Origin of the sequence: Spirosoma spitsbergense DSM 19989, assembly GCF_000374085.1 — a bacterium.
Taxonomy (GTDB): domain Bacteria; phylum Bacteroidota; class Bacteroidia; order Cytophagales; family Spirosomataceae; genus Spirosoma; species Spirosoma spitsbergense.
The window spans coordinates 33,448-56,937 of the sequence record NZ_KB893556.1; the positions used below are offsets into that span (position 1 = coordinate 33,448).

Annotated in this window: 16 protein-coding genes and 1 pseudogene; 3 read left to right on the top strand and 14 right to left on the bottom strand. The window is 53.4% G+C overall.

All coding sequences use genetic code 11. The features are described 5' to 3' along the window. Window positions 1-150: 150 nt before the first annotated feature. On the top strand, window positions 151-642 hold the full coding sequence (locus tag B157_RS0119220) for a DUF305 domain-containing protein (protein WP_020604936.1): 492 nt from the start codon (window positions 151-153) through the stop codon (window positions 640-642). Between the two features lie 54 nt (window positions 643-696). Here B157_RS0119220 and B157_RS0119225 read toward each other — a convergent pair whose 3' ends face one another. The 4 genes from B157_RS0119225 to B157_RS0119240 all read right to left on the bottom strand — a co-directional run bounded on the left by B157_RS0119225 (window position 697) and on the right by B157_RS0119240 (window position 6,954). After that, window positions 697-3,255, bottom strand: a complete 2,559-nt coding sequence (locus B157_RS0119225) for a multicopper oxidase domain-containing protein (RefSeq protein ID WP_020604937.1) — start codon at window positions 3,253-3,255, stop codon at window positions 697-699. Between the two features lie 396 nt (window positions 3,256-3,651). After that, window positions 3,652-3,873 (bottom strand): heavy-metal-associated domain-containing protein, encoded by a 222-nt coding sequence (locus B157_RS0119230; RefSeq protein WP_020604938.1) that lies wholly within the window; start codon window positions 3,871-3,873, stop codon window positions 3,652-3,654. Between the two features lie 66 nt (window positions 3,874-3,939). Continuing rightward, on the bottom strand, window positions 3,940-6,216 hold the full coding sequence (locus tag B157_RS0119235; RefSeq protein WP_020604939.1) for a heavy metal translocating P-type ATPase: 2,277 nt from the start codon (window positions 6,214-6,216) through the stop codon (window positions 3,940-3,942). Window positions 6,217-6,345: 129 nt separating this feature from the next. Continuing rightward, window positions 6,346-6,954, bottom strand: a complete 609-nt coding sequence (locus tag B157_RS0119240) for a helix-turn-helix domain-containing protein (protein ID WP_020604940.1) — start codon at window positions 6,952-6,954, stop codon at window positions 6,346-6,348. Between the two features lie 198 nt (window positions 6,955-7,152). On the opposite strand from B157_RS0119240, the gene B157_RS0119245 reads away from it, so the two are divergent. Both B157_RS0119245 and B157_RS0119250 read left to right on the top strand, forming a co-directional pair. Further along, window positions 7,153-9,363: a heavy metal translocating P-type ATPase gene (locus tag B157_RS0119245; RefSeq protein WP_020604941.1), complete on the top strand. Its 2,211-nt coding sequence runs from the start codon at window positions 7,153-7,155 to the stop codon at window positions 9,361-9,363. A 200-nt stretch (window positions 9,364-9,563) separates the two neighbouring features. Further along, window positions 9,564-12,368: a tyrosinase family protein gene (locus tag B157_RS0119250; protein ID WP_020604942.1), complete on the top strand. Its 2,805-nt coding sequence runs from the start codon at window positions 9,564-9,566 to the stop codon at window positions 12,366-12,368. A 324-nt stretch (window positions 12,369-12,692) separates the two neighbouring features. On the opposite strand, the pseudogene B157_RS0119255 reads toward B157_RS0119250, so the two are convergent. The 10 genes and pseudogenes from B157_RS0119255 to B157_RS0119300 form a co-directional block, all read right to left on the bottom strand. Further along, a pseudogene (locus B157_RS0119255) lies at window positions 12,693-12,818 on the bottom strand (DUF3347 domain-containing protein); the annotation flags it as partial. Window positions 12,819-12,972: 154 nt separating this feature from the next. Beyond that, window positions 12,973-14,130 carry a glycosyltransferase family 61 protein gene (locus B157_RS0119260; protein ID WP_020604944.1) on the bottom strand — a complete coding sequence of 386 codons (1,158 nt, stop codon included), beginning with the start codon at window positions 14,128-14,130 and terminating at the stop codon, window positions 12,973-12,975. A 16-nt stretch (window positions 14,131-14,146) separates the two neighbouring features. Beyond that, on the bottom strand, window positions 14,147-15,946 hold the full coding sequence (locus B157_RS0119265) for an efflux RND transporter periplasmic adaptor subunit (RefSeq protein ID WP_020604945.1): 1,800 nt from the start codon (window positions 15,944-15,946) through the stop codon (window positions 14,147-14,149). Then, the gene (locus B157_RS0119270; protein ID WP_026308810.1) at window positions 15,943-17,394 is read right to left on the bottom strand and encodes a heavy metal-binding domain-containing protein; all 1,452 of its coding nucleotides are present in this window, start codon (window positions 17,392-17,394) and stop codon (window positions 15,943-15,945) included. The genes B157_RS0119265 and B157_RS0119270 overlap by 4 nt, the downstream gene beginning before the upstream one ends. Beyond that, the gene (locus B157_RS0119275) at window positions 17,372-18,676 is read right to left on the bottom strand and encodes a TolC family protein (RefSeq protein WP_020604947.1); all 1,305 of its coding nucleotides are present in this window, start codon (window positions 18,674-18,676) and stop codon (window positions 17,372-17,374) included. The genes B157_RS0119270 and B157_RS0119275 overlap by 23 nt, the downstream gene beginning before the upstream one ends. Further along, window positions 18,627-20,594, bottom strand: coding sequence for an efflux RND transporter permease subunit (locus B157_RS0119280; RefSeq protein WP_020604948.1), 1,968 nt, complete (start codon window positions 20,592-20,594; stop codon window positions 18,627-18,629). Before B157_RS0119280 ends, B157_RS0119275 begins: the two co-directional genes overlap by 50 nt. Window positions 20,595-20,596: 2 nt before the next feature. Continuing rightward, window positions 20,597-21,997 (bottom strand): efflux RND transporter permease subunit, encoded by a 1,401-nt coding sequence (locus B157_RS0119285; protein WP_020604949.1) that lies wholly within the window; start codon window positions 21,995-21,997, stop codon window positions 20,597-20,599. Between the two features lie 92 nt (window positions 21,998-22,089). Beyond that, on the bottom strand, window positions 22,090-22,302 hold the full coding sequence (locus B157_RS0119290; protein ID WP_020604950.1) for a heavy-metal-associated domain-containing protein: 213 nt from the start codon (window positions 22,300-22,302) through the stop codon (window positions 22,090-22,092). Between the two features lie 100 nt (window positions 22,303-22,402). Further along, a complete protein-coding gene (locus B157_RS0119295; protein WP_020604951.1) occupies window positions 22,403-22,969 on the bottom strand; it encodes a helix-turn-helix domain-containing protein in 567 nt (188 codons plus the stop codon). A gap of 54 nt (window positions 22,970-23,023) precedes the next feature. Beyond that, window positions 23,024-23,488: a DUF3347 domain-containing protein gene (locus tag B157_RS0119300; protein WP_020604952.1), complete on the bottom strand. Its 465-nt coding sequence runs from the start codon at window positions 23,486-23,488 to the stop codon at window positions 23,024-23,026. Window positions 23,489-23,490: the final 2 nt, after the last annotated feature.

Consider the following 23,490-nt stretch of genomic DNA (forward strand, 5'->3'; position numbering starts at 1 on the left):
AATCAACCGTGTTTTGCCAAACTCATCATACGCCGGTTTTAGGTTCTACCATTTTAATGACTAAAAATTCTGTAAGTTAAAAGCGAAATCTTGTAAAAACTCACCCCATCTGTAGGAGTTATACAGGGACACGTAAGCCAATCAATTTGTATGAATATAACTGAATCGAACCCAAAGGATATGCAAAAAATGCAACAGGGAAGTTACCGGAAATTTGCCCTGATGCTGGCCGTCTCATTTGTGGTTATGCTGAGCGTTATGTACCTGAACGTGGCCGATTTCAGCCACGTATACATCGGCTTAACCAGGCTTTACATGGCCGCGTTGATGGTGGCACTAATGGCGATGATCATGCTGGGATTCATGGGGTCGATGTACAAAGACAAACGCATGAATGCCCTAATTTTCGGCAGCAGTATCGCTACGTTTATTATTGTACTGATACTGGTCAGAACCCAGACGTTTGTTGGCGACCGTCAGTATATGCAGGGCATGATTCCCCACCATTCGTCGGCCATTTTGTTCAGCCGGGAGGCTAACCTGCAAGACCCCGAAGTGCAGAAACTGGCCCGGGATATTATTGACGCTCAGGAACGCGAAATCGCGCAGATGAAAGCCATTCTAGCTCGCATGGATAAATAACAAAAAGGCCATAGCCCACTGGGAATGGCCTTTTTTATAAACGTGCAGTATTCGTCAGAAGCGCATGGTTACCCCTCCGCCCACCCCAAAGCGGTTGGCGTAGCTGCCCATCAGCGACATATTGCGGGATAAAAAATATTCGATGCCCGCCGACCAGGTCACTTCCTGCCGGTACGCGCTGGCCTGAGCCGGGGTTTCACCTTCGCGGGGTGGTCGCTTGGTCCAGCCAAAATCAGCCTGATACTCGTACTCACCAAACAGCATTGTACGCGGGAAAATCATGATGGAGCGGCTCAGACTTATCTGGGGCCGCAGCCGACTATCGATCCGCACATCCAGGTTAAACAGATAGGGAGTCAGGAAACGAACCCCCGCTATGGCCGTCGTGACAATTTCGTTGGGCTGGGACTGTCGTTCGTTTTCGGCATTTACGCCCACAAACACCCGGAAGTAGTCGTAGATATACCGCTCGTAGGACACCTCGGCTTCAAAGCGTTTGTTCCATCCCCGCACACCCATAACATTAAACTGATTCCGAACATTGGACGATACCAGATTGAGCTGGGTCATATGGGAGGCCACATCGGCTACGCCCCAGGTGTAAAAATGATTGCCTTCGTTGGTGAGTTTGGTCAGCGGGTAGCCCTTCAGGCGCGGGTCGCGGAGGGTATCGTAGCTAAACACCCGGCCCATACCGCCCACCAAGTGATATAGCACGTGGCAGTGGAAAAACCAGTCGCCATATTCTTTTGCGTCAAACTCAATCACCACTTTTTGCATGGGGGGCACGTTCACGGTGTGCTTTAGCGGAGAATAGTCGCCGTTTTTATTAAGAACCCGAAAAAAATGGCCGTGCAGGTGCATCGGGTGGTGCATCATGGTCAGGTTGTTTATGGTAATACGGGCCACCTCCCCCTGTTTTATTTTGATTTTGTCCGCTTCTGATAGCGGCACCCCATTCATGCTCCAGATGTATCGCCACATATTGCCCGTCAGGTTAAGTAGAATTTTGTGGACGGGGCGCTGATTTCCGGCATCAGTAGGAATGATGGTCTTTTCGGGCGATTTCAGGTAGTCGTAGTTATACTGAGCAAACATAGTCATGCCCGGCATGGATTTGCCCGGCATTTTCTTATCCATGCTCATCTTACCCGTATCAGCGTCCATTTTCATGTCAGCCATATCGCCCATCTTTTCGTGATTCATGTTCATGGGCATTTTATCCATTTGGGCATCCGCTTGTCCATGGTTCATTCCGGCGTGATTCATCGAATCCATCGGCATAGTTTTGCCCGGCATGGATTTACCAGCCATAGAGCCCGACATATCCATAGATTCTGACTTTTCCATACCGGCCATGGTTGATTTTTTGGTCGAATGGTTCATGCCAGCCATACCTGCCATTCCCTTCTTTTTGCCCATTTTCATGCCCCAGTTTTCCATCAGCTTCTGGGGCTCTTCATGGTCAGGGTCGAGTTTCATGGCCGGAGCACCCATCCGCATATCCATCTTCGCCATCTGCTGCATCATCCCGATTTTATCGGGCCGGGGTACATCCGGAGCTGCTACGATGGGCCCCTGCCCCAGAAAAGCCGACGTTTGCCCCGAACCGTCCTGCACCGACCCGCGTATCTCCAGCTTCCCACTTTGTGGAATCATGACAATGAAATCATACGTTTCGGCAATGGCAATAAAGGTTTTATTGTGTTTTACGGGCACTACATCCAGCCCGTCGGCGGCTACCAGCAGCGGGTCTTCTCCCCCGAACGTCAGCCAGTATTGGGAGGAGGCCGATGCGTTGATAAACCGCACCCGCACCCGTTCTCCCGGTTTGAAATCCGGGTACTCCTGCGTCTTCTGACCGTTCACCAGAAAGGCATTGTAATAAATATCAGCAATGTCGGCGCTTTCCATGCGCTGTTTCCAGAAGTTCAGCTGGGCACCGAAGGCTCCGCGCCGGATAACCCGGTTTAGGGGTGTGGACGTCCCTTTACGAATGTTATACCACTCATTCCCCCGCTTCAGGTTTCGCAGCACGTTCATAGGCTTCTGATTAGTCCAATCCGACAGTACGAGCACCAGTTCTTTGTCGTAGTCCAGCGTTTTTTCTTTCGGCTCAATCACAATGGAGCCATATACACCACTTTGTTCCTGAAGTTGGGTATGACCATGATACCAGTACGTGCCGGACTGCTTCAGCGGAAATTCGTACTTCTGGGTTTGGCCCGGCTTGATGGGTGGGGTCGTGAGATAAGGTACTCCATCGTAGAAGTTAGGCACCAGCAGACCATGCCAGTGAACGGAGGTTTCCACGTCCATCTCATTTTTTACGTAAATAACCGCCCTACCGCCTTCTTTAAACCGGATGGTGGGGCCGGGGATTCCCCCGTTGATGGTCATGCCGGTTACCTCTTTTCCGGCCCGGTTCACGGTTTCTTTACGGATGGTAAGTGTGTATTCCTGATTCAGTAAACTATCGGCAGTTTGTGCGAAGCTATAATCGGGAACAAAGCCACTGATAATAAGTAGGATGCCGACATATTTCTGAAGAAGTGTTCTGTTTACTAGCCCGTTAATCAAAAGAAGATTAATTCGTTTTAGTGATGATATCATGGTATAACGTTGTGATTGTTACTACTATAACACGCTGAAAAGCAGAAAGGAGCAGTAACCATAAATTCTACAATACGCCGGTTAAATTCTGTAACTAAATGCGTTGGAGGCAGTCTCGCTTTATTCGACGCAGGAAGGCAGGCAAACCAATTCGTGGAACAGAACTTTCCAAAACCAATAACACCAATGCCCCTGACCAGAAAAGTTACGTTCATCGTGTTGAGTTGATAAATAGTTTGATACTGTTCATTGAACCCCATGTATCAAATAGGGTTTTTGTAAGATTGCCCGGCTGGATAACAGAATATTTGGCGGGTAGCATGGGCCTAATAAAGTAGAAGCCGCTTCACCTGATAGGCAAAGCGGCTTCTGGCCAGTGGATTACGAAAATTCCTGCTACGGTCGTGGCATCGGTTCCGCTTTATAACCGGCCCGCTCAACGGCTTTTCTGACCGTATCGCCAACGCGATTGTCGGTGGTTTGAACGGTTAGAATTTTATCTGGACTATTGGTGTCTACGTTCCAGCCATCTAACTGTTCGATGTCGTTGAGATAAGGGGTAACGGCGGCCACGCAGCCACCGCATTTGATGTCAGTCTTGAAATTCAAAGTTTCCATAAACGTGGTTTTTGTTGGTTTAACTAAAAAAAATTAGAAGCACTCAGGACAACGAGTCTTGAGTAATTACAGCTTAACGGATTTCAGCCGCAGACTATTGGTCACGACGGATACGGAACTGAGTGCCATGGCAGCCCCGGCAATCATGGGGCTGAGCAGAAAACCATTGATGGGATACAGCAATCCGGCGGCAATGGGAATGCCAATAAGGTTATAGATAAACGCCCAGAACAGGTTCTGGCGGATGGTCTGCACCGTCCTTTTAGAAAGTTGCAGGGCTCTGGGTACGCTGTTCAAATCGGAGGTGATGAGCGTCATCTTGGCCACGTCCATCGCAATATCCGACCCCCGACCCATGGCAATACTCACGTCGGCCTGCGCCAATGCCTGAGAGTCGTTGATACCGTCGCCAATCATGGCTACTACCTGTCCGGTGGCCTGTAATTCCTTCACGAAATCGGCTTTGTCGGCGGGCAGGGTTTCGGCCCGGTAATTGGTCAGACCGACGGCTTCAGCAACGGCCTGGGCGGTTTGGAGATTGTCGCCGGTGAGCATGTACACGGCAATGCCCCGGTTTTGCAGCGTTTGAATGGCTTCGCGTGATGTTTCCTTCACTGGGTCGGCAATGGCGAGTACGGCCAGTACCCGCGTTTCATCGGCAAAATACACCACCGTTTTGGCTTCCCCGCGCCAACGGGTCGCCAGGGTCTGCCCATCGGCGGGTACAGCAATACCGCGTTCCGTCATCAGCCGGTCATTACCAGTCAGGTACGTTTTGTTGGCATACCGGCCCGCTACGCCCCTACCCGTCAGACTCTCGAATCCGGTTAGCGTAGTTCCCTGTATGCCGTCAGCTTTCAACCGGTCCACGACTGCATCGGCCAGCGGGTGTTCCGACTGCGCTTCCAGACCGTACAGCACGGGTTGTAGCCCCGGCACGTCGGTATCGGCAACGAACCACGTCAGGTCCGTCACGGTGGGTTTGCCTTCGGTAATGGTGCCGGTTTTGTCCAGCACCACCGCCGTCACTTTATAGCCGAGTTCGAGGCTTTCGGCATCTTTGATAAGGATGTTATTTTCGGCTCCTTTGCCCACACCAACCATGATGGCCGTGGGCGTGGCCAGCCCCAGCGCACAGGGACAGGCAATCACCAGCACCGTAACTGAAGTCAGCAGGGCGTGCGTAAAGGCGTTTTCACCCCCGAAAATTAGCCAGCCAATAAACGTCAGGATGGCGATACCGATAACGACCGGCACGAAGATACCAGCAATTTTATCGACCAGTTTCTGTACCGGTGCCTTGCTGCCCTGGGCTTCATGCACCAGCCGGATAATCTGGGCCAGTAACGTATCAGCACCTACTTTTCGGGCCGCAAATCGGAATGACCCTTTCTGGTTGATAGTCCCGGCAAACACCTCCGCCCCGGCCAATTTGACCACCGGCACCGGCTCCCCCGAAATCATGCTCTCATCCACGAACGACTCACCCGACTCAACCAGCCCATCCACCGGAATCTTTTCGCCGGGCCGTACCACAATCACTTGACCTACCTGCACCTGCGCAATGGGGAGTTCGCGTTCTGTACCGTTCTCAACGATGCGTACCGTTTTGGGTTGCAGACCAATGAGTTTTTTAATGGCCGACGAGGTATTTGATTTGGCCCGTTCTTCGAGGAGTTTACCCAGGGAGATAAAGGCAATCACCACCGCAGCCGCTTCGAAGTAAACGTGCGGCTCAAGGCCGCGACTCGTCCAGAACTGCGGATACAGCGTATTGAAGGCACTGAACAAAAATGCAATGCCGGTGGAGAGGGCCACCAGCGTATCCATATTCGTTTTGCCGTGGCGGGCCTGCTTTGTGGCATTCACAAAATAGGACCGGCCCAGCCAGAAGACCACCGGAGCCGACAGCACCATCATCATGTAATTGGCATACGGAACCGAACCCATAAAGAACATCCCGATCAGCACTACCGGCACCGATAGTAAAACCGCCCATATCGTACGCTTTTTCAGGGCTTCGTACTGACGCTGCTGCGCTTCCTGCTGCACCTGGCCGGGGTCTTCCACATCGACCACCAAATCATAACCGATGCCCTGCAATACCTGTTGCATACCGGCGGGGGTTATGACCGCCGGGTCATAGTCCACCGTAGCCGACTGGTTGGCGTAGTTGACCGTCGCTTTTGCCACACCCGGCGTGTTGCCGAGCATCGACTCGACGCTGACCGCACAGGCCGCACAGGTCATTTCCAGCACCGGAAACGTTTGGTGCGTTCGTTTTTCGCTACCTGTTTTGGCGTTAGGCGAGGTTATGAGCTGTTCTATATCGTTGGGTACCATAAGGTTCAGAATTTATACGACAAAGGTCGGCATACCGGCCCCCGGATGCGTTACACAATTACCCGGCCTGCTTACGAGATTTTAGCTGGGCCTGCTCCATCGAGTACGAAATAAGTCTGATTGGCTGGTTCAAGTTGCAGCCTGTTGCTGTAACGCCAGTTTCTGCTGCCGGACCTGCCGAAAATAGGAGGGTGTGAGGCCCGTCACCTGCCGAAACTGGTTCGAGAGATGCTGTACACTGCTGTATCCAGTACGGTAGGCAATATCGGTGAGGGTATTATCGGAATACACCAGCCACTCTTTCACCTTGTCGATGCGCTTGCTGATGATATATTTTTCCAAGGTGATGCCTTCTGCTTTGGCAAACTGACTGCTGATTGTGTCGTACTCCAGTCCTAAATCGGCGTGAAGCTGGGCCGACAGCCGACGGTTCGGCGATTCGATTTTGGATTCGCTCAAATCAGCCTGCCCGAAGTAAGCATCTATGAAGGCTTTGGCAAGTTGGTGAACGGTGGGTTTCTGGTCCTGAATCAGACTAAACCCCTGTTTGGTCAGCACCTGACCAATACGGGTGAGGTCGTGCTCATCTATAGTTCCACGCAACGCGACGTTTCCTAAGTCAATGTCCGTTACCTCAAACCCCAAATGGCTTAGCTCCGTCTGCACGACATCGATGCAGCGGGCGCATACCATGCCCCGAATTCGTAGTTGTGCCGTTTCTTCTGGATTGATAGTCATTAGTCATCTTTGCTTCTTTGGTAAACAAACGAAACTAAGGTTGTGATAATCGCGACGATTACAAAATTCAGGAACATCGTTGCAAGATTTCCATTCCTGGTTCCCTTTTGCTGCTTTTGGTGTTATACCTGATACCGTTCCTTTAACAGGAAAAAATAGTTTAATAGTCTGATAATCAATTTGATTAATTCCGCTAATATGATGAAACAGCAACATCCTGACAAGACTACGCCAACTACCGACCCGGCGCATCAGAACATGGCAGATGCGCCCAAAGCAACGCCCTATCAGCACGTAGAGCCACCAGCGGAGCAGGAAGCCCTCCAGCACATTGGCCACGATGGACACAGCGGACCAGACAATCCTGAGCCGCATAAGGGCGGCACCGGTATGGATACGGGCAAAATGGACCACAGCAAAATGAACCACGGGGCAATGGACCACAGCAAAATGAACCACGGTGGACACGACCATGGGGCTATGATTGCCGATTTCCTGCGCCGGTTCTGGGTGTGTATTGCTCTGTCGGTGCCGGTCATTGCCCTGTCCATGATGTTCCAGAATCTGGTCGGTTACGAGTTGGATTTTGTCGGGCGCAACTGGATTGTCATTGGCCTGGCCAGCATCATCTACGTGTATGGTGGCTGGCCGTTTCTAACCGGTATGATTGGCGAACTACGCACCCGGAAGCCGGGCATGATGACCCTCGTGGCCATTGCTGTGACAACCGCTTATGTGTACAGCGTGGCGGTATCGGTGGGGTGGTTGCGGGGTATGGATTTCTTTTGGGAGTTGGCTACACTGATCGACATCATGTTGCTGGGTCATTATATCGAAATGAAATCGGTGGCGGGGGCTTCGCGCTCCCTCGAACTGATCGTACAGATGCTACCTTCCGAAGCGCATAAAGTAGATGGCCAGACCATTACTGATGTGCAGGTGGATACCCTCAATAAAGGCGACACGGTACTGGTTCGCCCCGGGGAACGCATCCCGACGGATGGAGAAGTAGTAGAAGGCAGTAGTGCCGTAAACGAAAGTATGCTAACAGGCGAGAGTGTCCCGGCTCAGAAAGGGGTTAAGGACAACGTGATTGCCGGAGCCGTTAATGGCGAAGGGTCGCTTAAAATCCGGGTGACACACAAGGGTGCCGATAGCTACCTCAACAAGGTAGTCAAAATGGTGGAAGAAGCACAAACGGCTAAATCCCAGACCCAGAACCTGGCCGACCGGGCGGCTGGCTGGCTTACGCTGCTGTCCTTGTCGGTTGGTTTCATTACGCTTGTTGCGTGGTTGTGGGGCGGTAAAGATGTGGCTTTCGCCGTGGAGCGGATGGTGACGGTGATGGTAACGACCTGCCCCCACGCGCTGGGCGTGGCCATTCCTCTGGTGGTGGCCATCTCGACGGCAATCTCAGCCCAGAAAGGACTACTGATTCGCAACCGAACGGCTTTTGAAGAATCCCGCAAGATTACGGCGATGGTCTTCGACAAAACCGGTACGCTGACCGAAGGCGAGTTTGGCGTTACCAGAATAAGCGTGCTGGACGCAAAGGTTGGCGAAAAAACACTCCTCGGCACAGTAGCAGCTTTGGAGCAGCAGTCGCAGCATCCCATTGCGCAGGGTATTGTACGGGAAGCCAAAAAGCGGGAACTGTCATTGCCTGCAATCAGCAACTTCCAGTCCATTACGGGCAAAGGCGTATCGGCAACGGTAAATGGACAGCCAGTGCTGGTGGTTAGCCCCGGCTATTTGAAGGAGAAAAATATCGAACAGCCGAAAGACGCGTTCGGCAACGGAGCCGAAACGGTCGTATTCGTGCTGATTGATAACCAATTGGCGGGTTACGTAGCCTTAGCCGACCGCATCCGGGACGATTCAAAGGAAGCCGTACGGCGCTTGCAGGAATCGGGTATCAAGGTTTATATGGCCACCGGCGACAACAGGCAGGTAGCCGATTCAGTAGCGAAAGAACTGGGGTTGGACGGCGTATTTGCCGAAGTACTACCCGATCAGAAAGTAAAAATCGTGAAAGACTTACAGGCTGATGGTCAGTTTGTGGCCATGACCGGCGATGGTGTGAACGATGCCCCGGCTCTGGCCCAGGCCAACGTGGGCATTGCCGTGGGGTCCGGCACCGACGTAGCCGCCGAAACCGCCGACATTATTTTGGTCAACAGCAAACCCACCGACATTACCAACCTTGTCGAGTTTGGCAAAGCGACGTACCGTAAAATGATTCAGAACCTGCTGTGGGCGACGGGGTACAACGTCATTGCCATTCCGCTGGCAGCCGGGGTATTGTATCCGCACTTCGTGCTTAGTCCGGCCATCGGTGCCGTGTTGATGAGTGCGAGTACGGTCATCGTGGCTTTGAACGCACAGTTGCTGAAGCGAAGCATGAAATAGAAGATAACGGGTGCGATCAGGATACACGCGGGTATCGTATTCAACAGGCCCGTTCTGGAGTATTGACCAACCACGTATTTTTACACGGTGTAGCCAAAGCCGTATTTATACCTGACAAGATCGGTATCAATACTGTTGATTATCAGAAGGTTATCTTGTCTATTTGTAGGGCTATAAAAAGCACCTAAATCCCTACACATATGGCACTTGGCGATGGTATCCGGCGCAACATTGCGCATGTGGACCCGGCAGAGCGGGCAATGCTCCGCGACGCACTTATTGAACTAAACCAGCGAAAATATCCTGGCTCCCGCAACGATGCCCTACCCGGTGGGGTTAGCTGGTGGTTCAAAATGGACGAAATACACCAGGCTACTCACGTGCATCGCGGCCCGGAATTCCTACCCTGGCACCGGGAGGTTGTCAACTATATGGAATCACAACTGAGGCTGATAAACCCCCAGTTGTCGATGCACTATTGGGACTGGACCCAGGACCCCCGCAGCATTCCCAATGCCAATCTGGGCGGAGGTGTAACGGGCACACTGAATCTATTTTCCGCTGATTTTATGGGATATGGAGGGGCTTCCCTTAATTTGATTGGCGCCCCCTGGCAGACCGCCGGTTATTATGTGCCGGGTGCCAATCCGCACCGGGACGGGGTGGGCGGAACGGCTGCCGATCCTCCGGTGGCGGTTAACCGGTCGGTGAATGGATCGCCCATTGGCAGCGACAATGGCGTAATTACGGCTGGCGATTATGCGGTGATGAGGAATTTACTGGAAGCCTCGCACGATGCCATGCACGGCTTCGTGAATATGGGCGGGCAGCATATTTCCTTTCGCGATCCGTTTGTGTTTCTGCTACACTCCAACGTTGACCGCCTTTTTGCCAAATGGCAAACCAACCCGACCCATCTGGAACGAGTCGATCCGGCCACCGTATATGGGTCCGAAGCCAACCTGGATGTGTTGGTTTCAGGCCATATTCAGAACGTCAATCACAACATAGAACCCTGGTCTTCGGGGCACGGCGAGTTCAATGATGCCCGCCCCTGGGCGGCTCCCGAAAGCCAGGGCATTGCCCGTAACTACAAGCACCCCTCCATCGTTTTTCCACCCTGCTACGATACCAACGATACGGCCATTCCGCTAGTACAGGTACTCAACAGCGGCTTGCCGCCCGTGGTCAACTTCAACGATGTACCAACGGGAGAAACGGCGGTACGAGCCGCCATTTTTCGGATTTATGGCTGCGGCAACGTGACCGTCCGGGTAAAAGCGGGCGCTGGTCCGGCAGTTCCTTTTTCCATCATACATCCCGCTTCGGGAAACGTCGTAGGCCATCACGGGGCCAATCTGTACGTAGATGTTCGTATCTGGCTGGCCTTCACGGCCGGGGCGGCTATGGTTCCGGTAGCCGATGGTTCAGTTACGTTTGAATGCCCTGAAAATGGCAAAGAGTTTGCCTTCGTACTGAAAGCCAACGCCATTAGCCGGCCAAGAGTAGCGGTCATGCTGGCACTCGATCAGTCGGGCAGTATGGCCTGGCCAGCCGGTACATCGGGCGTGAGCCGAATCGACGTGTTGAAAGATGCTGCCCGTACGTTCATGGAGTTGATTCCGCAAAACAACGGGGTTGGTCTAATTCGCTTCGACCATAATGCCTACGCCGTCAATGACCCGACATTTCCGGGCCTACCCGTAACCCCAATCACTACCAACGACATCAATCCGGGCCGGGTGGCCGCCATTGCGGCTGCCAATGCCCATACCGTCAATCCGGCGGGTAATACATCGGTGGGTGATGGCGTGGACCGGGCGCGTCAGATACTTAATGCGCTGCCGATGGGCGATTACGACCGTAAGGCAATGATTGTGCTGACCGACGGTCTGGAGAATGACCCGCTATGGATAGCCGATGTAACGGGGTCCATCGATAACCGGACATTTGCCATTGGGTTGGGTAACGAAAGCCAGGTGAATACAACGGCACTCCGGGCACTGACGCAAAATACGGGCGGGTATCTGCTGCTGACGGGCCTGCTCAGTGCCTCCATTGACGATTATTTCCGGCTGCGAAAGTACTTCCAGCAGATTCTGTCGGGCGTTACCAACAATAGTATTATCCTCGACCCATCCGGTTCCATTGCCCCCGGCACCGAAGTTCGTATTCCCTTCCGGCTGAATGAAGCCGATATTGACTGCACTGCCCTGCTGATGCTGGATGAGAACGTGGTTGAGTTTTACCTCGAAACGCCGGATGGTAAACTCATCAGGCCCGCCGATGCGCCCGGACTGGGGATTTCCTACATCGTGGGTACGCAGAACAAATACTACCGCTTCACCCTGCCAGTGGCCGTAGGGGCTGGTCAGCAATCGGGTGTCTGGCAGGTAGTATTGCGGGTGAACGACGACGACTTCAAGAAAACACTTTCGGTCATGCGTCGCCGGAAGGATGAGCGGTTTCAGGCATTTGCCACGCACGGAGCACGGTACAGTGTTGTCATCGATACCTACTCGAACCTGAGAATGTCGGCTAGGTCGGGCCAGAACGGCTACGAGCCGGGTGCTACGCTGACGTTCCAGACCACGCTGACGGAGTACGGCATTCCGGTTGAACACCGGGCGCAGGCGCAGGTGGAACTAACCCGCCCCGGAAACTCATTGATTACGCTGCCCCTAAACGAAGTTGAACCAGGCCTTTTTGAGGCTACTACCCAGGCTACGACTGCCGGGATATATTATGCCCGGTTCATGGCCAGGGGGGTTACCTGGCGTGGTGTGCCTTTTACCCGCGAACAGTCGGCTACGGCAGCCGTATGGGCGGGAGGAAATCAACCGTACCAGCCGCCCCGTGGCACGACCGGAAAAGAGGATTTGTGCCGCCTGCTGACTTGTTTGCTGAGTGAAAAAAACCTCTCCAAAGAGTTTGAAGAAAGGCTGAAAAAGGAAGGTATCAACCTCAATGGTATCCGGCAATGCGTTAAATCCATCTGTGGTTGACCGAATAGGGAAACAGGCCTGTCAGCCGTTGTTCGGGAAACCTTTTTGGCTATGACTGCTGTCAAAGGACCTGAATTTCTCAGGTTGGCGTACTCAAAATAACGTCCTGCCAACTATACTCAGGCATAGTTGGCAGGACATTATTTTGAGTCTATTGGCTGTTCATTACTCCTTTGCAAATTTCTCTGAGCGAATTACAAAATCATCGGGTGTATGCGTCTGGTTGATCGTATCCGGTCATTTTTACACGATGAATGTGCAACAAATGCCTGTCCCCACTACGTATATGAACGGTTAATGTTGTCGTTGCCAGCCCAAAACTGTTTATTGAATCACTTCCTTCGTTTCCCCGCAGGTCAGCATCTGTTCGCCGAAATAGGGATTACGGAGGGGCTTTTTATCACTCAGCCAGTAGGCACCTCTGCCGTTCCGGGCCATCGGACAGAACTGGTACCGATAGCTCATCCCGTCAACTGGTGGCTGATCAAAACGGGGTTGAAGGAAAAAATGTATGTAGATGTCAGTCAGAAATTATTTCCCAATAGCCCTACTCCGTATAAAAATGGTTTCTAATGGTTCTGATAGGCTACGGATGGGCTGTTCATTATACACTGTTGAAAATCTTGTTCAGACACTGCTCAAGTACCGGGATGGACACCTCTATGTCCTGACCGATTGCCGTGTAATCTACCGGATCAACCTCGTCTTTGCTATAGGCTGAGTAGTGTAGACCCAGTAATTGAGCTAAATAAAGAAAATGAGTGGGCGCGTATGCCCCGGCAAACAACTCGAAAAGATGCGTACCTGGTTCACACCAGAGCAGGTTAGTAAACGATGCCCCATGAGGCCCCATAATGAATGAGGCATTATGGTAAATGGCATATTGGTCGGCCAGTGATCGGGGTTTGTCTTCTACGATAATAAAATTGTAGGTTAGTAACAAGGTAATAAGTGCTTCTTCATTCAAAACCCGTCGCCGACCGGCACGGCAAATATAGACCCGGGTGCGGGCCGTGCGTGGCGTTTGAATTAGTGGGGCAAGGTGTTTTTTTAGCAGACGCACATCCGCCGGATTCTGATGGGTCCAATTATCGTGATTACCCAGATAACAGCTGTCGGTTTGCACCCTAACCCGTCGGCTGTCTACAACCTGGTCGGGACTAAAGCCCATTAAATGCAGGAATTCGCGCTCGTAATTAGTACCAATCAGCGGATAGGATACGATAGCCTGTTGAAAATCCTCAGCACTAACGGATTCTTTCATACGGCATAATTTGGCGGCCACCAGAAAAATAAAATCATAATAGCCTACAAAGAAATTGCCGTCAAAATAATGACCAAATGGCGCCAACAGCACCTTAGTCCTCAATAACGGCCTTTTTCTTAACTTAAAACCGTCCAGCAGCGCATCACTCGTCCAGTAGTCCGTATTCAGGATTTTTCTGCCGGTCATCAGTAGTCCGCACCGTAAAACTGTCGCCTGTCTGCTGTCTACCGTGTAATGCCAGACCAGTGAGGAAGCGGTACTGATTTCTGTTTCCGAAAAGATAATCCGGTTCGGGTTGTCCACGGCACGTACTTCGGGAAGCAGCGTATATCCCTCAGGATGGAGGGCGTTCAGGTAGGGATTTAGGTAAGCTACGGTTTGGTCTTTGGATAGAAATTCGTATCCGAACGAATCCGCCAGGTGAGCAGCCAGCTGCTGAAGCCATTTCCTGCCCTGGTTGCGGATGTGCCATACGACTGCTTTGAGCGTTTTCATGTGATGTACCAATTACTTATTGAATCACTTCCTTCGTTTCCCCGCAGGTTAGCATCTGCTCCCCGAAATAGGGGTTACGAATCGGCTTTTTGTCACTCAGCCAGTAAGCGCCTTTATTATTTTGAGCCATTGGGCAGAACTGGCGGTAAACCGGCTTCTCCGTGATGCCGAAGGCTTTTACGCTCTGATACAGGACGTCCTCAAACCGGGCGTAGGCCATGCGCTGCTTTTCTACATCGTCCCCCAGGCGAATGCTTTTCAGAGCCGTGTTCATAGCGTTCAACTGCGTCATCCAGGCCGTATGCGCGGCCCCCGACAACTGCATCATATCGACTCCCGATAGTGATTTCGCCACCTCGTCGGCGGCTGCTTTCGCCTTTTTTGTATCGCTATTGATTAAGGTTTCGGTGAGTTTCAACGATGCGTCATACACCGCCGTAAGCTGCTTTTTAAAGGCAGGAGATACAGTTGACGTATTTACTGGATTCGCTGATTTTACGGGCGTTGGCTGCTTGTTTTTAGCTACCGGCACCGGGTTCGACTCAATGGTTGGGGTGGTTTTAACGCCTTCCGTATCCACCTGCTTCGTAAACGGGTTGATGCCTTTTTTAAGGACCATTTCGCTGTATAGCAGATAGGCCCCCGACATGGCTATAGTTTCGCTACCAGTAAGTCCGCCCGTGATGGCTACCCGCTGGTCAGTTTCGGTACCGGTTTGCACCCGGCGGGGCTGGAAGGTATTGGTATCAGTCTGCACAAACACTACTGCCCCCTCCCCCGACCGTACCACGGCTTCGGCGGGCAGGGTCAGGCCGCGCTGTACGCCATGCCGGATGGTGACCCGCGCCTGCTGTCCCGGCTGAAGCTGCCCACCCGGATTGGGCAGCACCGCCCGCAGGGTTAACACCTGGCTCCCGGCCTGGTATTCGGGATTGATAAACGCTACCCGCGCCGTCAGGTTCTGCGCCCCTTCGTTGCCCACTACCTGCACCGGCAGGCGGTCGCCCACCTTCACGTAGCCCGATTCCCCGGCATATAGTTCGGCTTCGACCCAAAGCTGACTCAGATTCACCAACCGATACAGCAACGCGCCTTCCGCTACGTATTGCCCCTCGCTAACGGCTATCTCGGTCACGGTGCCGCCCGATGGGGCCACAAATGGGATGCGTGACTGCACCGTTTTGGTTTTTGCCAACAAACTAATCTGGGCCGGGGTCATGCCGTAGAGCCGAAGTTTCTGCTCAGCCGCCTGTCGAAACTGGGTGTATCGTTTTTCCGCCGGGAAGGCCTGCTCCTGCTGGAGAGCCACCAGATATTCCTGCTGGTCGGTAAGCAGCGACTCGCTGTATATCTCGTAGAGCACCTGCCCGCGTCGCACTACCTGACCCGCTTCTTTCACGTACAGCCGTTCGATACGCCCCGCCACGCGGCTGCTAATGACTTCTGCTTTTTCCTGGTTAGCGGCAAGGCGGGCGTTCAGCACGGTGCTGTTGCCGATGCTGCCAGTGGATACGGGCTGTGCCGTAACGTTGGCGAGCTGTATCTGGCTTTCGCTCAGGACGAGCGAGGTATTGGTAGCATCGTTTTTTTTAATCGGCACCAAGTCCATACCGCAAATGGGGCAGGAACCGGGTGCGTCCTGCACAATCTGAGGGTGCATCGGGCAGGTATACTGTGTTCCGGCCGGATGCTGGTGGCCTTCGAGGTGTTGGTTCAGGGCGACGGTCGAATCAGTGGTTTGCTGTGAGTCGTTCTGTTTGGTACAGGCAACCAGCGTCAGCAGCATAAACCCGTAAATTATGTTGAGATAGTTCATTTTTTGGCGGCTACGTTGACAAAACTTTCGCTATCGATTAAAAACTGAGCATCCCGGGCTACGGACTGATCGGCGGTCAACCCGCCCGTAATGGCGATTTGACCGCCCACCTGCGGGCCGGTCTGCACCCGAACGGGTTGGAAAATACCGTTACCCGTTTGTAAAAAAGCCACCTGTTCGTTCCCCAAATCCAGTACGGCTGCGGCCGGAAGCCACAGCCCTTCGGTGGCCGGTCGGCGAATGTCGGCATGGGCCAACTGACCTACGCGGATACGGTTGCTACCGGATAAATAAGCCCGTATCGTCGTAAAGCGGGCACCATTTTCCAGGAACGGCACCACCAGACTCACCCGCGCCGGACGCGGGGGCTGGCCAGTCTGATCGAAGCTGATGGTAAGCGGGTCACCTACTTTGATACCGGCAGCATCGCGGGCATACAACCGAAACTCCGCCCATAACCGGCTGCCGTTTACTACCCGAAATAACGTTTGTCCGGTAGATACATACTGCCCCTCCCGCAACAGCAACGGCGACGTTCCCGCCATCCCCCCGGCAGCTGGTGCGGGTTGCGCAAACGTAATTTCGTCCGTGCCTGACCCGGCAGCATTGGTACCCATCCCGCCCCCGTTCATGCCGCTTCCCGACTGTGCAACCCCCGTTTGGGAGGGTGCGGCTGGTGCCGGGGTTGTTGCTTCTACCACGTAGCCATCGTAAGGACTGAATACGGCTAATGAATAACTTGGCTTATGGGTGTTGACGAGGGTGGCAATCTGGCCGTCCATTACCCCCAATAGTCGGAGTTTTTGCTTCGCTGCGGCAATCAGGGGCGCGTTGTTCGCATCGGATTCGAGTAGGTAAACCAACTCGCGCTGGGCCGTGACGATATCGGGGCTGTAGAGTTCGAGAAGTTTCTGTCCTTTCCGAATCGGCTGGAAATTATAGCGGACATACAATTTCTCGATGCGCCCGCCAAACCGGGCCGGAATGGTGTAGAGTCGGCGGGTGTCATACGTAATGATGCCATTGGCGTTCACGGTAAGGGGTTCGCTGCGTCGTACGGGTTCTACGGTGCCGATGTTGGCCACCACAACCGAGTTGGTCGGCTTGAGCAATGCTTTCAGGTCGGCAGTTACGGCCATGCTGTCGCCACCACCTGCCGGATGCTTTTGCACCAAGTCCATGCCGCAAATGGGGCAGGAGCCGGGTGCATCCTGCACGATCTGGGGGTGCATGGGGCAGGTGTACTGAACGGCTTCGGCCCCGTGATTGTGGGCGGGCCGGTCGCTGGTAATGGGGCGGTCCCGCACCGGCGTACCGGTCGCACGGTTTGCCGGGGAACTACTTTCCTTGTTCTCCGTAGATGACTGGCAGCCGGTCATTACCAGCAGCAGTCCAGCCAGCGTGCCGGACAGCCAGCGCATCCGTCTATTTCTCCAGTTCTTTTTCATAACTCACAATCATGCGATAATAATCCTGCAACCGGTTCAGGTAGTCCATCTGGGTCATATTCAGTGTTTCCCAGGCGTCGATTACCAGGGGCAACTCGCTTTTATTCTGTTCGTAGGCAATAAGCTGGGTGTCGTAGTTTCGGCGCAGAGCGGGAATAATCCGGGTTTCGTAATTACCCAGCTGCGTTCTTAGCGCTCGAATGTCGGTGAGCATCTGGGCAACCATACCCTGGGTATCATTAAGCATGCCTTCCCGCTCGGCCCGCATGGCCTGTATATCCAGTTGCATCCCTTTAATTTCGGCTTTGTAGCCCCTCGATGCCCAGGGTACAATCGGAATCGAAATCATACCCATGGCCGTGAACATCTGCGGCATCATTCGGCTCAGGGGAGACATATGACTGAAACTCAGTCGAAGATCGGGTTTCACCTGTGCCCGCTGCGCTTCGATACCTGCCTGCATACTCAAAATCTGACGATCGATGCGCTGAATATCGGAGCGGGCCTCCCCAATTTCTTCCGTCGTCGGCAGCATCAGTCCCGGTTCTTGTGGGCGGTAGGTGGTGTCAATTTGAAACGTGTCCGTTTTAGATCGGTTCATCAGTGTATTCAGGCCAATGCGTTTACGGACCGCGTTGCTTTCGTTCATGATCAGCATATTGGCCAGTTCGTCGAGTCGTCCCTGTGCTTTATAAATACTCCCCAAACTGCCCTGCTGGTACGGGTAGCGGATGTCGGCCAGCTTTTTAGCCAGTTGCAGAATGCGCTGGTTTTCGAGCAAAATGGTCCGCTGTTTTCCCAGTACAAGCCAGTCATAATAAAGCTGTCGGGCATCACTGCGAAGCTGGTTGAGCGTAACACCCCGGCTGGCTTCCTCAATGGCCGCTTTCGACTGTTGGTAGACCTGCGTAGCGCGTTGTTTAGCCCCGTTGGGAATGTCCTGCTCAGCGGCCACCATAATATTGCCCCGGTTTTGCGCTTCCACCGTTTGTCCCGGATACGGCATCATGAATGTCCCCAGCCCCACCATCGGGGCCATCCAGCTACGCGCCCCCTCGGCATAAGCACGGGCAGCAGCCGCCCGGCTGCCGTAGGGTTTCAGCAGTGGATTGTCCTGATCGATACGAACCAGGATACTGTCGAGCGGCAGTACGGACTGCGCCTGACTCAGGCTATTCGTCAGGACAAAAAACACACAGCTAATTAGCCAGGGCAACCGGCTAACAACCGCCTTAATGGGATGCCGCCAGTACATCAAGTTTGCCGAATTTTCGGAGTTCATATTCTTTCGTGAGTAAGAAAATCAATGGGGTTACCAGTAATATATGGGTCGAGGACGTAAGCACCCCCCCAATCATGGGAAGCACGATGGGCAGCATCACATCACTGCCCACGCCAGCCGCCCATAACACGGGTACCAGGCCGAACAGGGCCACCGACACGGTCATGATTTTGGGCCGGAGCCGTTTGGCGGCCCCGTTGATGACCGCTTCGCGGAGGTCATCGCGGCTGATGGTGTCGCGGGAATTACCCTGCCGGGCCACGAGTTGCTTCATGGCATCGTTGAGGTAAATGACCATCACAACACCCGTTTCCACGGCAATGCCGAACAGGGCGATAAAACCCACCGCGACGGCCACCGACAGGTTTACCCCGTAGAAATAAACCATGTAGGCTCCGCCGATGAGGGCAAATGGAATCGTAATCAGACTCAAAAACGCTTCCCGCGCCGACCCAAAGGCCAGGTACAATGAGAGGAAAATGACGATCAGCACCACCGGCGCAATAATGAGCAGTGTCCGCTGCCCGCGAATCAGGTTTTCATACTGCCCGCTCCACTCCAGAAAATACCCATTGGGCAGTTTCATGTTCTGGTCGACTTTGGCGATGGCTTCCTGCACGGTGCTGCCCAGGTCGCGGTCGCGGACGTTGAACATGACCGCGCCCCGCAACAGCGCATTATCCGACGAGATCATGGGCGGGCCATTCTCAAACTTGATCGTGGCTACCGCCGAGAGCGGGATGGTCCCGAAAGCGGCCGTTGCAATAGGGATTCGCCGGATTCGCTCCACGCTGTTGCGGTAATCCTGCGCCAGCCGGACATTGATCGAAAATCGCCGACGGCCTTCGATGGTTTGACCAATGGGGGAGCCGCCAATGGCCGATTCCACCACGCCATTCACATCATCCACACTTAACCCATAGCGGCCCAACGCTTCCCGATTCACATCGACGGTCAGGTATTTGCCGCCCGTAACGGGTTCGACGTAGAGGTCATTAATGCCCGGTATGCCCTGCAGAGCTGCTTTCACCTGCTCCGACACGGCGTAAATACTGTCTAAGGATTGCCCGTGAACTTTGATGCCCACATCGGTGCGGATGCCCGTAGACAGCATGTTGATCCGGTTGATGATGGGCTGCGTCCAGCCGTTGACCACGCCCGGAATCTGGAGTTTAGCATCCAGTTCGTTGATGAGGTCGCGTTTGGTCAGGCCCGCCCGCCATTGCGCTTTAGGTTTGAGTTTGATGATCGTCTCGATCATGCTGATGGGCGAGTTATCGGTGGCGGTGGAGGCCCGGCCTGCTTTGCCAAGCACTTCATCTACTTCCGGCACCGACTTGATGATTTTGTCCTGCACCTGCAAAATACGCTTGACTTCAGCGTTGGAAATATCAGGCAGTGTAACGGGCATGAACAGAATACTTTGCTCATCCAGGGGCGGCATAAACTCCGACCCCAGACTCATTAACATTGGCACACTAATGGCCAGCGCCAGCAGGTTGATGGCGATGGTGGTTTTACGCCAGCGCATGACCCAGCGAATGACCGGCTCATAGACCCGCTCCAACACGCGGTTGATGGGGTTGGCATGGTCGTCCTTGAAACGGCCCTTCATAAAAATCGACAGCATGACCGGGGCCAGCGTGATGACCAGAAACGCATCGACCAGCAGTATAAATGTTTTGGTCCAGGCCAGCGGGTGGAACAGTTTCCCTTCCTGCCCGCTGAGCAGAAACACCGGCAGGAACGAGGTGATGATAATAATGGTGGAGTAGAACACCCCCCTTGATACCTGAATACTCGACCGCTCGATGATGGCGATTCGTTCGTCGTCGGGCACCTCGACCGGGCGACGCTTCGCGTAGCTCTTTGGCCCAAACATGGGCTTGCCAAACCAGCTTTTTAGTTTTTTCCACATGGTTAGTCGTGCGTTTGCGGGGTTGATTTGGTTTTTGGCAGACCCGTTATTTTTCCGGCTCGTCCGTGGCCATTGTCAGGTGTATCGGTACCATTTTGCGACCTGGGTACGCTTTCCTTTTCATCCCGTTCTGCCGTTAGTTCGGCCTGCCGGATAGCCAGGTTTCGGTAGGCATTCTCGGCCATGATGATGCCATTATCCACGATAACACCAATGGCTAAGGCAATGCCCGTTAGCGACATGATGTTGGAGGAAATATCGAACGCATTGAGCAGAATAAAACTCGTGGCGATGGTAATGGGAATCTGAATGATGATGCTGATAGCCGACCGCCAGTGTAACAAAAACAGAAACACCACCAGCGACACCACCACCATTTCCTCAATGAGCGTGTGTGTTATGGAGTTGACCGATTCCTGAATCAGGCCGCTGCGGTCGTACACGATGTTGAAACTCACCCCATCGGGCAATCCCTTCGCCACTTCCGTCATTTTCTTTTTGACGCTGGCAATTACCGCATCAGCGTTTTCGCCGTAGCGCATCACCACAATGCCGCCCACGGCTTCGCCCGTGCCGTTCAGGTCGAAAATGCCGAGCCGGGTTTCGCCCGTCATCTGCACGGTAGCCACGTCGGCTACGCGCACCGGTACACTATTGAGCGTTCTGAGCGGGATGTTCTGAATCTGCTCAATGGATTGGAGGTAGCCCGTTGTCTTGATGATGTAGCCAATGCCACTCATCTCGAACTTGCGCCCGCCTGCTTCGTTGTTATTTGATCGTATGGCTCCGATTACCTGCGGCACCGACAGCCCATAGTAGGTCAGTTTGTTTGGGTCGAGCGTCACCTGATACTGCTTCTGAAACCCACCGAAGGACGCGATTTCGGCCACGCCCGGCACGTTTTGCAGGCCAAACTTAATGTACCAGTCCTGTACGGCCCGCTGTTCGCCGAGGTCCATGCCCGGTGCATTGAGCGTGTACCAGAGAATATGCCCCACCCCCGTTCCGTCGGGGCCGAGCGTGGGCGTTACACCACCGGGCAACAGCCGGGCCGCGTAGTTGAGCCGCTCCAGCACCCGCTCCCGCGCCCAGTACACATCCGTCTTGTCATTGAAGATGATGTATACAAAACTCATCCCGAACATGGACGTACCGCGCACGTATTTGACCTGCGGCAGCCCCTGCAAATTAGTCACGAGCGGATAGGTAATCTGGTCTTCAATAAGTTGCGGGCTGCGGCCCATCCACTCGGTGAAGACAATAACCTGATTTTCCGACAGGTCGGGAATCGCGTCGATTTTGCTCGTCTTCACTGAATACGCACCCCAGCCGAACAGCCCGGCGGCAATGAGCAGGACAATGAACCGGTTACGGAGCGAAAATTTGATTAAGCCCTCAATCATAACTGAGTGTATTAAGCATCTGGTTTCGATGGGGCGGCCCATAAAAAAGCCGCCCGGTAAAGGCGGCTTTTTCACGACGAAGTAACTATCCGTTACGACAGCACCTCGGCCTTATAGCCCGCCTGCTGAACGGCTTTTCTAACGGTATCGGCCGTTACGCCGACCGTTTTCACCGTCAGTACTTTATCGGGATTCTGCGTATCGACCTGCCAATTACCCTCGCCCACCGACTGGTTGAGAAAAGGTGTAACCGAAGCCACGCAGCCCCCGCACTTGATATTGGTCTTCATTTTTATCGTTTCCATAGCGTTTGTTCTTTAATCTTGGTTATAGAACAAATATCGCTGGGAAGCGGCTTGGTTTCGTTACAGAATTCCCGCCCGGACTGTCAACTTTTTTGCCCGCTTAAATCCAGTCCAGCGGATTTCGATCCGTGATGTTCTGGTTCCGGTAAGCTGCGGGGGTCATGCCGGTTATCTGCTTAAACTGATTGGTTAGATACGCTACACTGCTGTACCCCAACTGCCGGGCAATTTCGCTGATGGGTTCTTCATCATAGCTGAGCAATTCTTTGGCCCGTTCGATCCGCTGCATAATCCAGAATTTTTCGATGGTCAGGTTCTCCGTGGTCGAAAACAGGTGGCTCAGGTGTGCATAGTCCAATCCCACCTGCCCGGATAAGTAATCTGACAGGGTAATGTTGAAACTGGCAATACGCCCGCTCTGTATCAACTCGATGATCAGCGTTTTTACCTGACTGACAACCCTGGTGGTTTTGTCAGTCAGCAACGCAAAGCCATGACTTTCCAGCATGGATTCGATTCGGGTCAAGTCAGCTAATGGGCCGTCAATAACGGCTCGCCCCAATTCGGCTTCCGCAACCAAGTAGCCTAACTGTTCCAGTTCTTGGCGAACAACCCGAATACAACGGTCACACACCATGTTTTTGATAAAGAGTTCCTGTTGAGCCATCGTCGAAACGTAGTGCCCGAAACAGCCTGTAAGCTGTTTCGGGCTTGGTGCCAGTTAAATTTCTTCCTTTACTGACCCGCACTTGAGCATTTTATCGCCGTAATACGGATTGCGAACGTCTTTGGTACTGCTCAACCACGAGGCAGCAACCATCGGGCAATACTGCACGTAGGTTTTAGCAGGTTTGGTAGCTTTTGCCAGCGTGATCATACTGGCCGACAGGTCTTCAAACTGCTTACGCTGCGTGTCCACGTCGGTCGTTTTGCTGATCGCCACAGCACTGGTTTTGGCCGTAGCAAGGGCTTTTTTATCGGCAGCTGGCAGTTTGGCGGCCTCTACCTTATTCAGGGCCGCCACTAAAGCCGTTGCCTTGGTTTTGGCTTCGGTAGCGTTAGTGGCCACTAACGCATCTTTTACACCATAATAAGCCGTTAACGCCGGTGCCGTTGACTGGGCATAGGCGATGAGAGATAGAAACGAGAAGGCCATAGCGGCTAATGAGAAACGAATGGTTTTCATTG

What these genes read in the sequence shown, in the direction of transcription:
- B157_RS0119220 (WP_020604936.1), top strand. Translation starts at nt 151, where the DNA reads ATGAATATAACTGAATCGAACCCAAAGGATATGCAAAAAATGCAACAG.
- B157_RS0119225 (WP_020604937.1), bottom strand. Translation starts at nt 3,255, where the DNA reads ATGATATCATCACTAAAACGAATTAATCTTCTTTTGATTAACGGGCTA.
- B157_RS0119230 (WP_020604938.1), bottom strand. Translation starts at nt 3,873, where the DNA reads ATGGAAACTTTGAATTTCAAGACTGACATCAAATGCGGTGGCTGCGTG.
- B157_RS0119235 (WP_020604939.1), bottom strand. Translation starts at nt 6,216, where the DNA reads ATGGTACCCAACGATATAGAACAGCTCATAACCTCGCCTAACGCCAAA.
- B157_RS0119240 (WP_020604940.1), bottom strand. Translation starts at nt 6,954, where the DNA reads ATGACTATCAATCCAGAAGAAACGGCACAACTACGAATTCGGGGCATG.
- B157_RS0119245 (WP_020604941.1), top strand. Translation starts at nt 7,153, where the DNA reads ATGATGAAACAGCAACATCCTGACAAGACTACGCCAACTACCGACCCG.
- B157_RS0119250 (WP_020604942.1), top strand. Translation starts at nt 9,564, where the DNA reads ATGGCACTTGGCGATGGTATCCGGCGCAACATTGCGCATGTGGACCCG.
- B157_RS0119260 (WP_020604944.1), bottom strand. Translation starts at nt 14,130, where the DNA reads ATGAAAACGCTCAAAGCAGTCGTATGGCACATCCGCAACCAGGGCAGG.
- B157_RS0119265 (WP_020604945.1), bottom strand. Translation starts at nt 15,946, where the DNA reads ATGAACTATCTCAACATAATTTACGGGTTTATGCTGCTGACGCTGGTT.
- B157_RS0119270 (WP_026308810.1), bottom strand. Translation starts at nt 17,394, where the DNA reads ATGAAAAAGAACTGGAGAAATAGACGGATGCGCTGGCTGTCCGGCACG.
- B157_RS0119275 (WP_020604947.1), bottom strand. Translation starts at nt 18,676, where the DNA reads ATGAACTCCGAAAATTCGGCAAACTTGATGTACTGGCGGCATCCCATT.
- B157_RS0119280 (WP_020604948.1), bottom strand. Translation starts at nt 20,594, where the DNA reads ATGTGGAAAAAACTAAAAAGCTGGTTTGGCAAGCCCATGTTTGGGCCA.
- B157_RS0119285 (WP_020604949.1), bottom strand. Translation starts at nt 21,997, where the DNA reads ATGATTGAGGGCTTAATCAAATTTTCGCTCCGTAACCGGTTCATTGTC.
- B157_RS0119290 (WP_020604950.1), bottom strand. Translation starts at nt 22,302, where the DNA reads ATGGAAACGATAAAAATGAAGACCAATATCAAGTGCGGGGGCTGCGTG.
- B157_RS0119295 (WP_020604951.1), bottom strand. Translation starts at nt 22,969, where the DNA reads ATGGCTCAACAGGAACTCTTTATCAAAAACATGGTGTGTGACCGTTGT.
- B157_RS0119300 (WP_020604952.1), bottom strand. Translation starts at nt 23,488, where the DNA reads ATGAAAACCATTCGTTTCTCATTAGCCGCTATGGCCTTCTCGTTTCTA.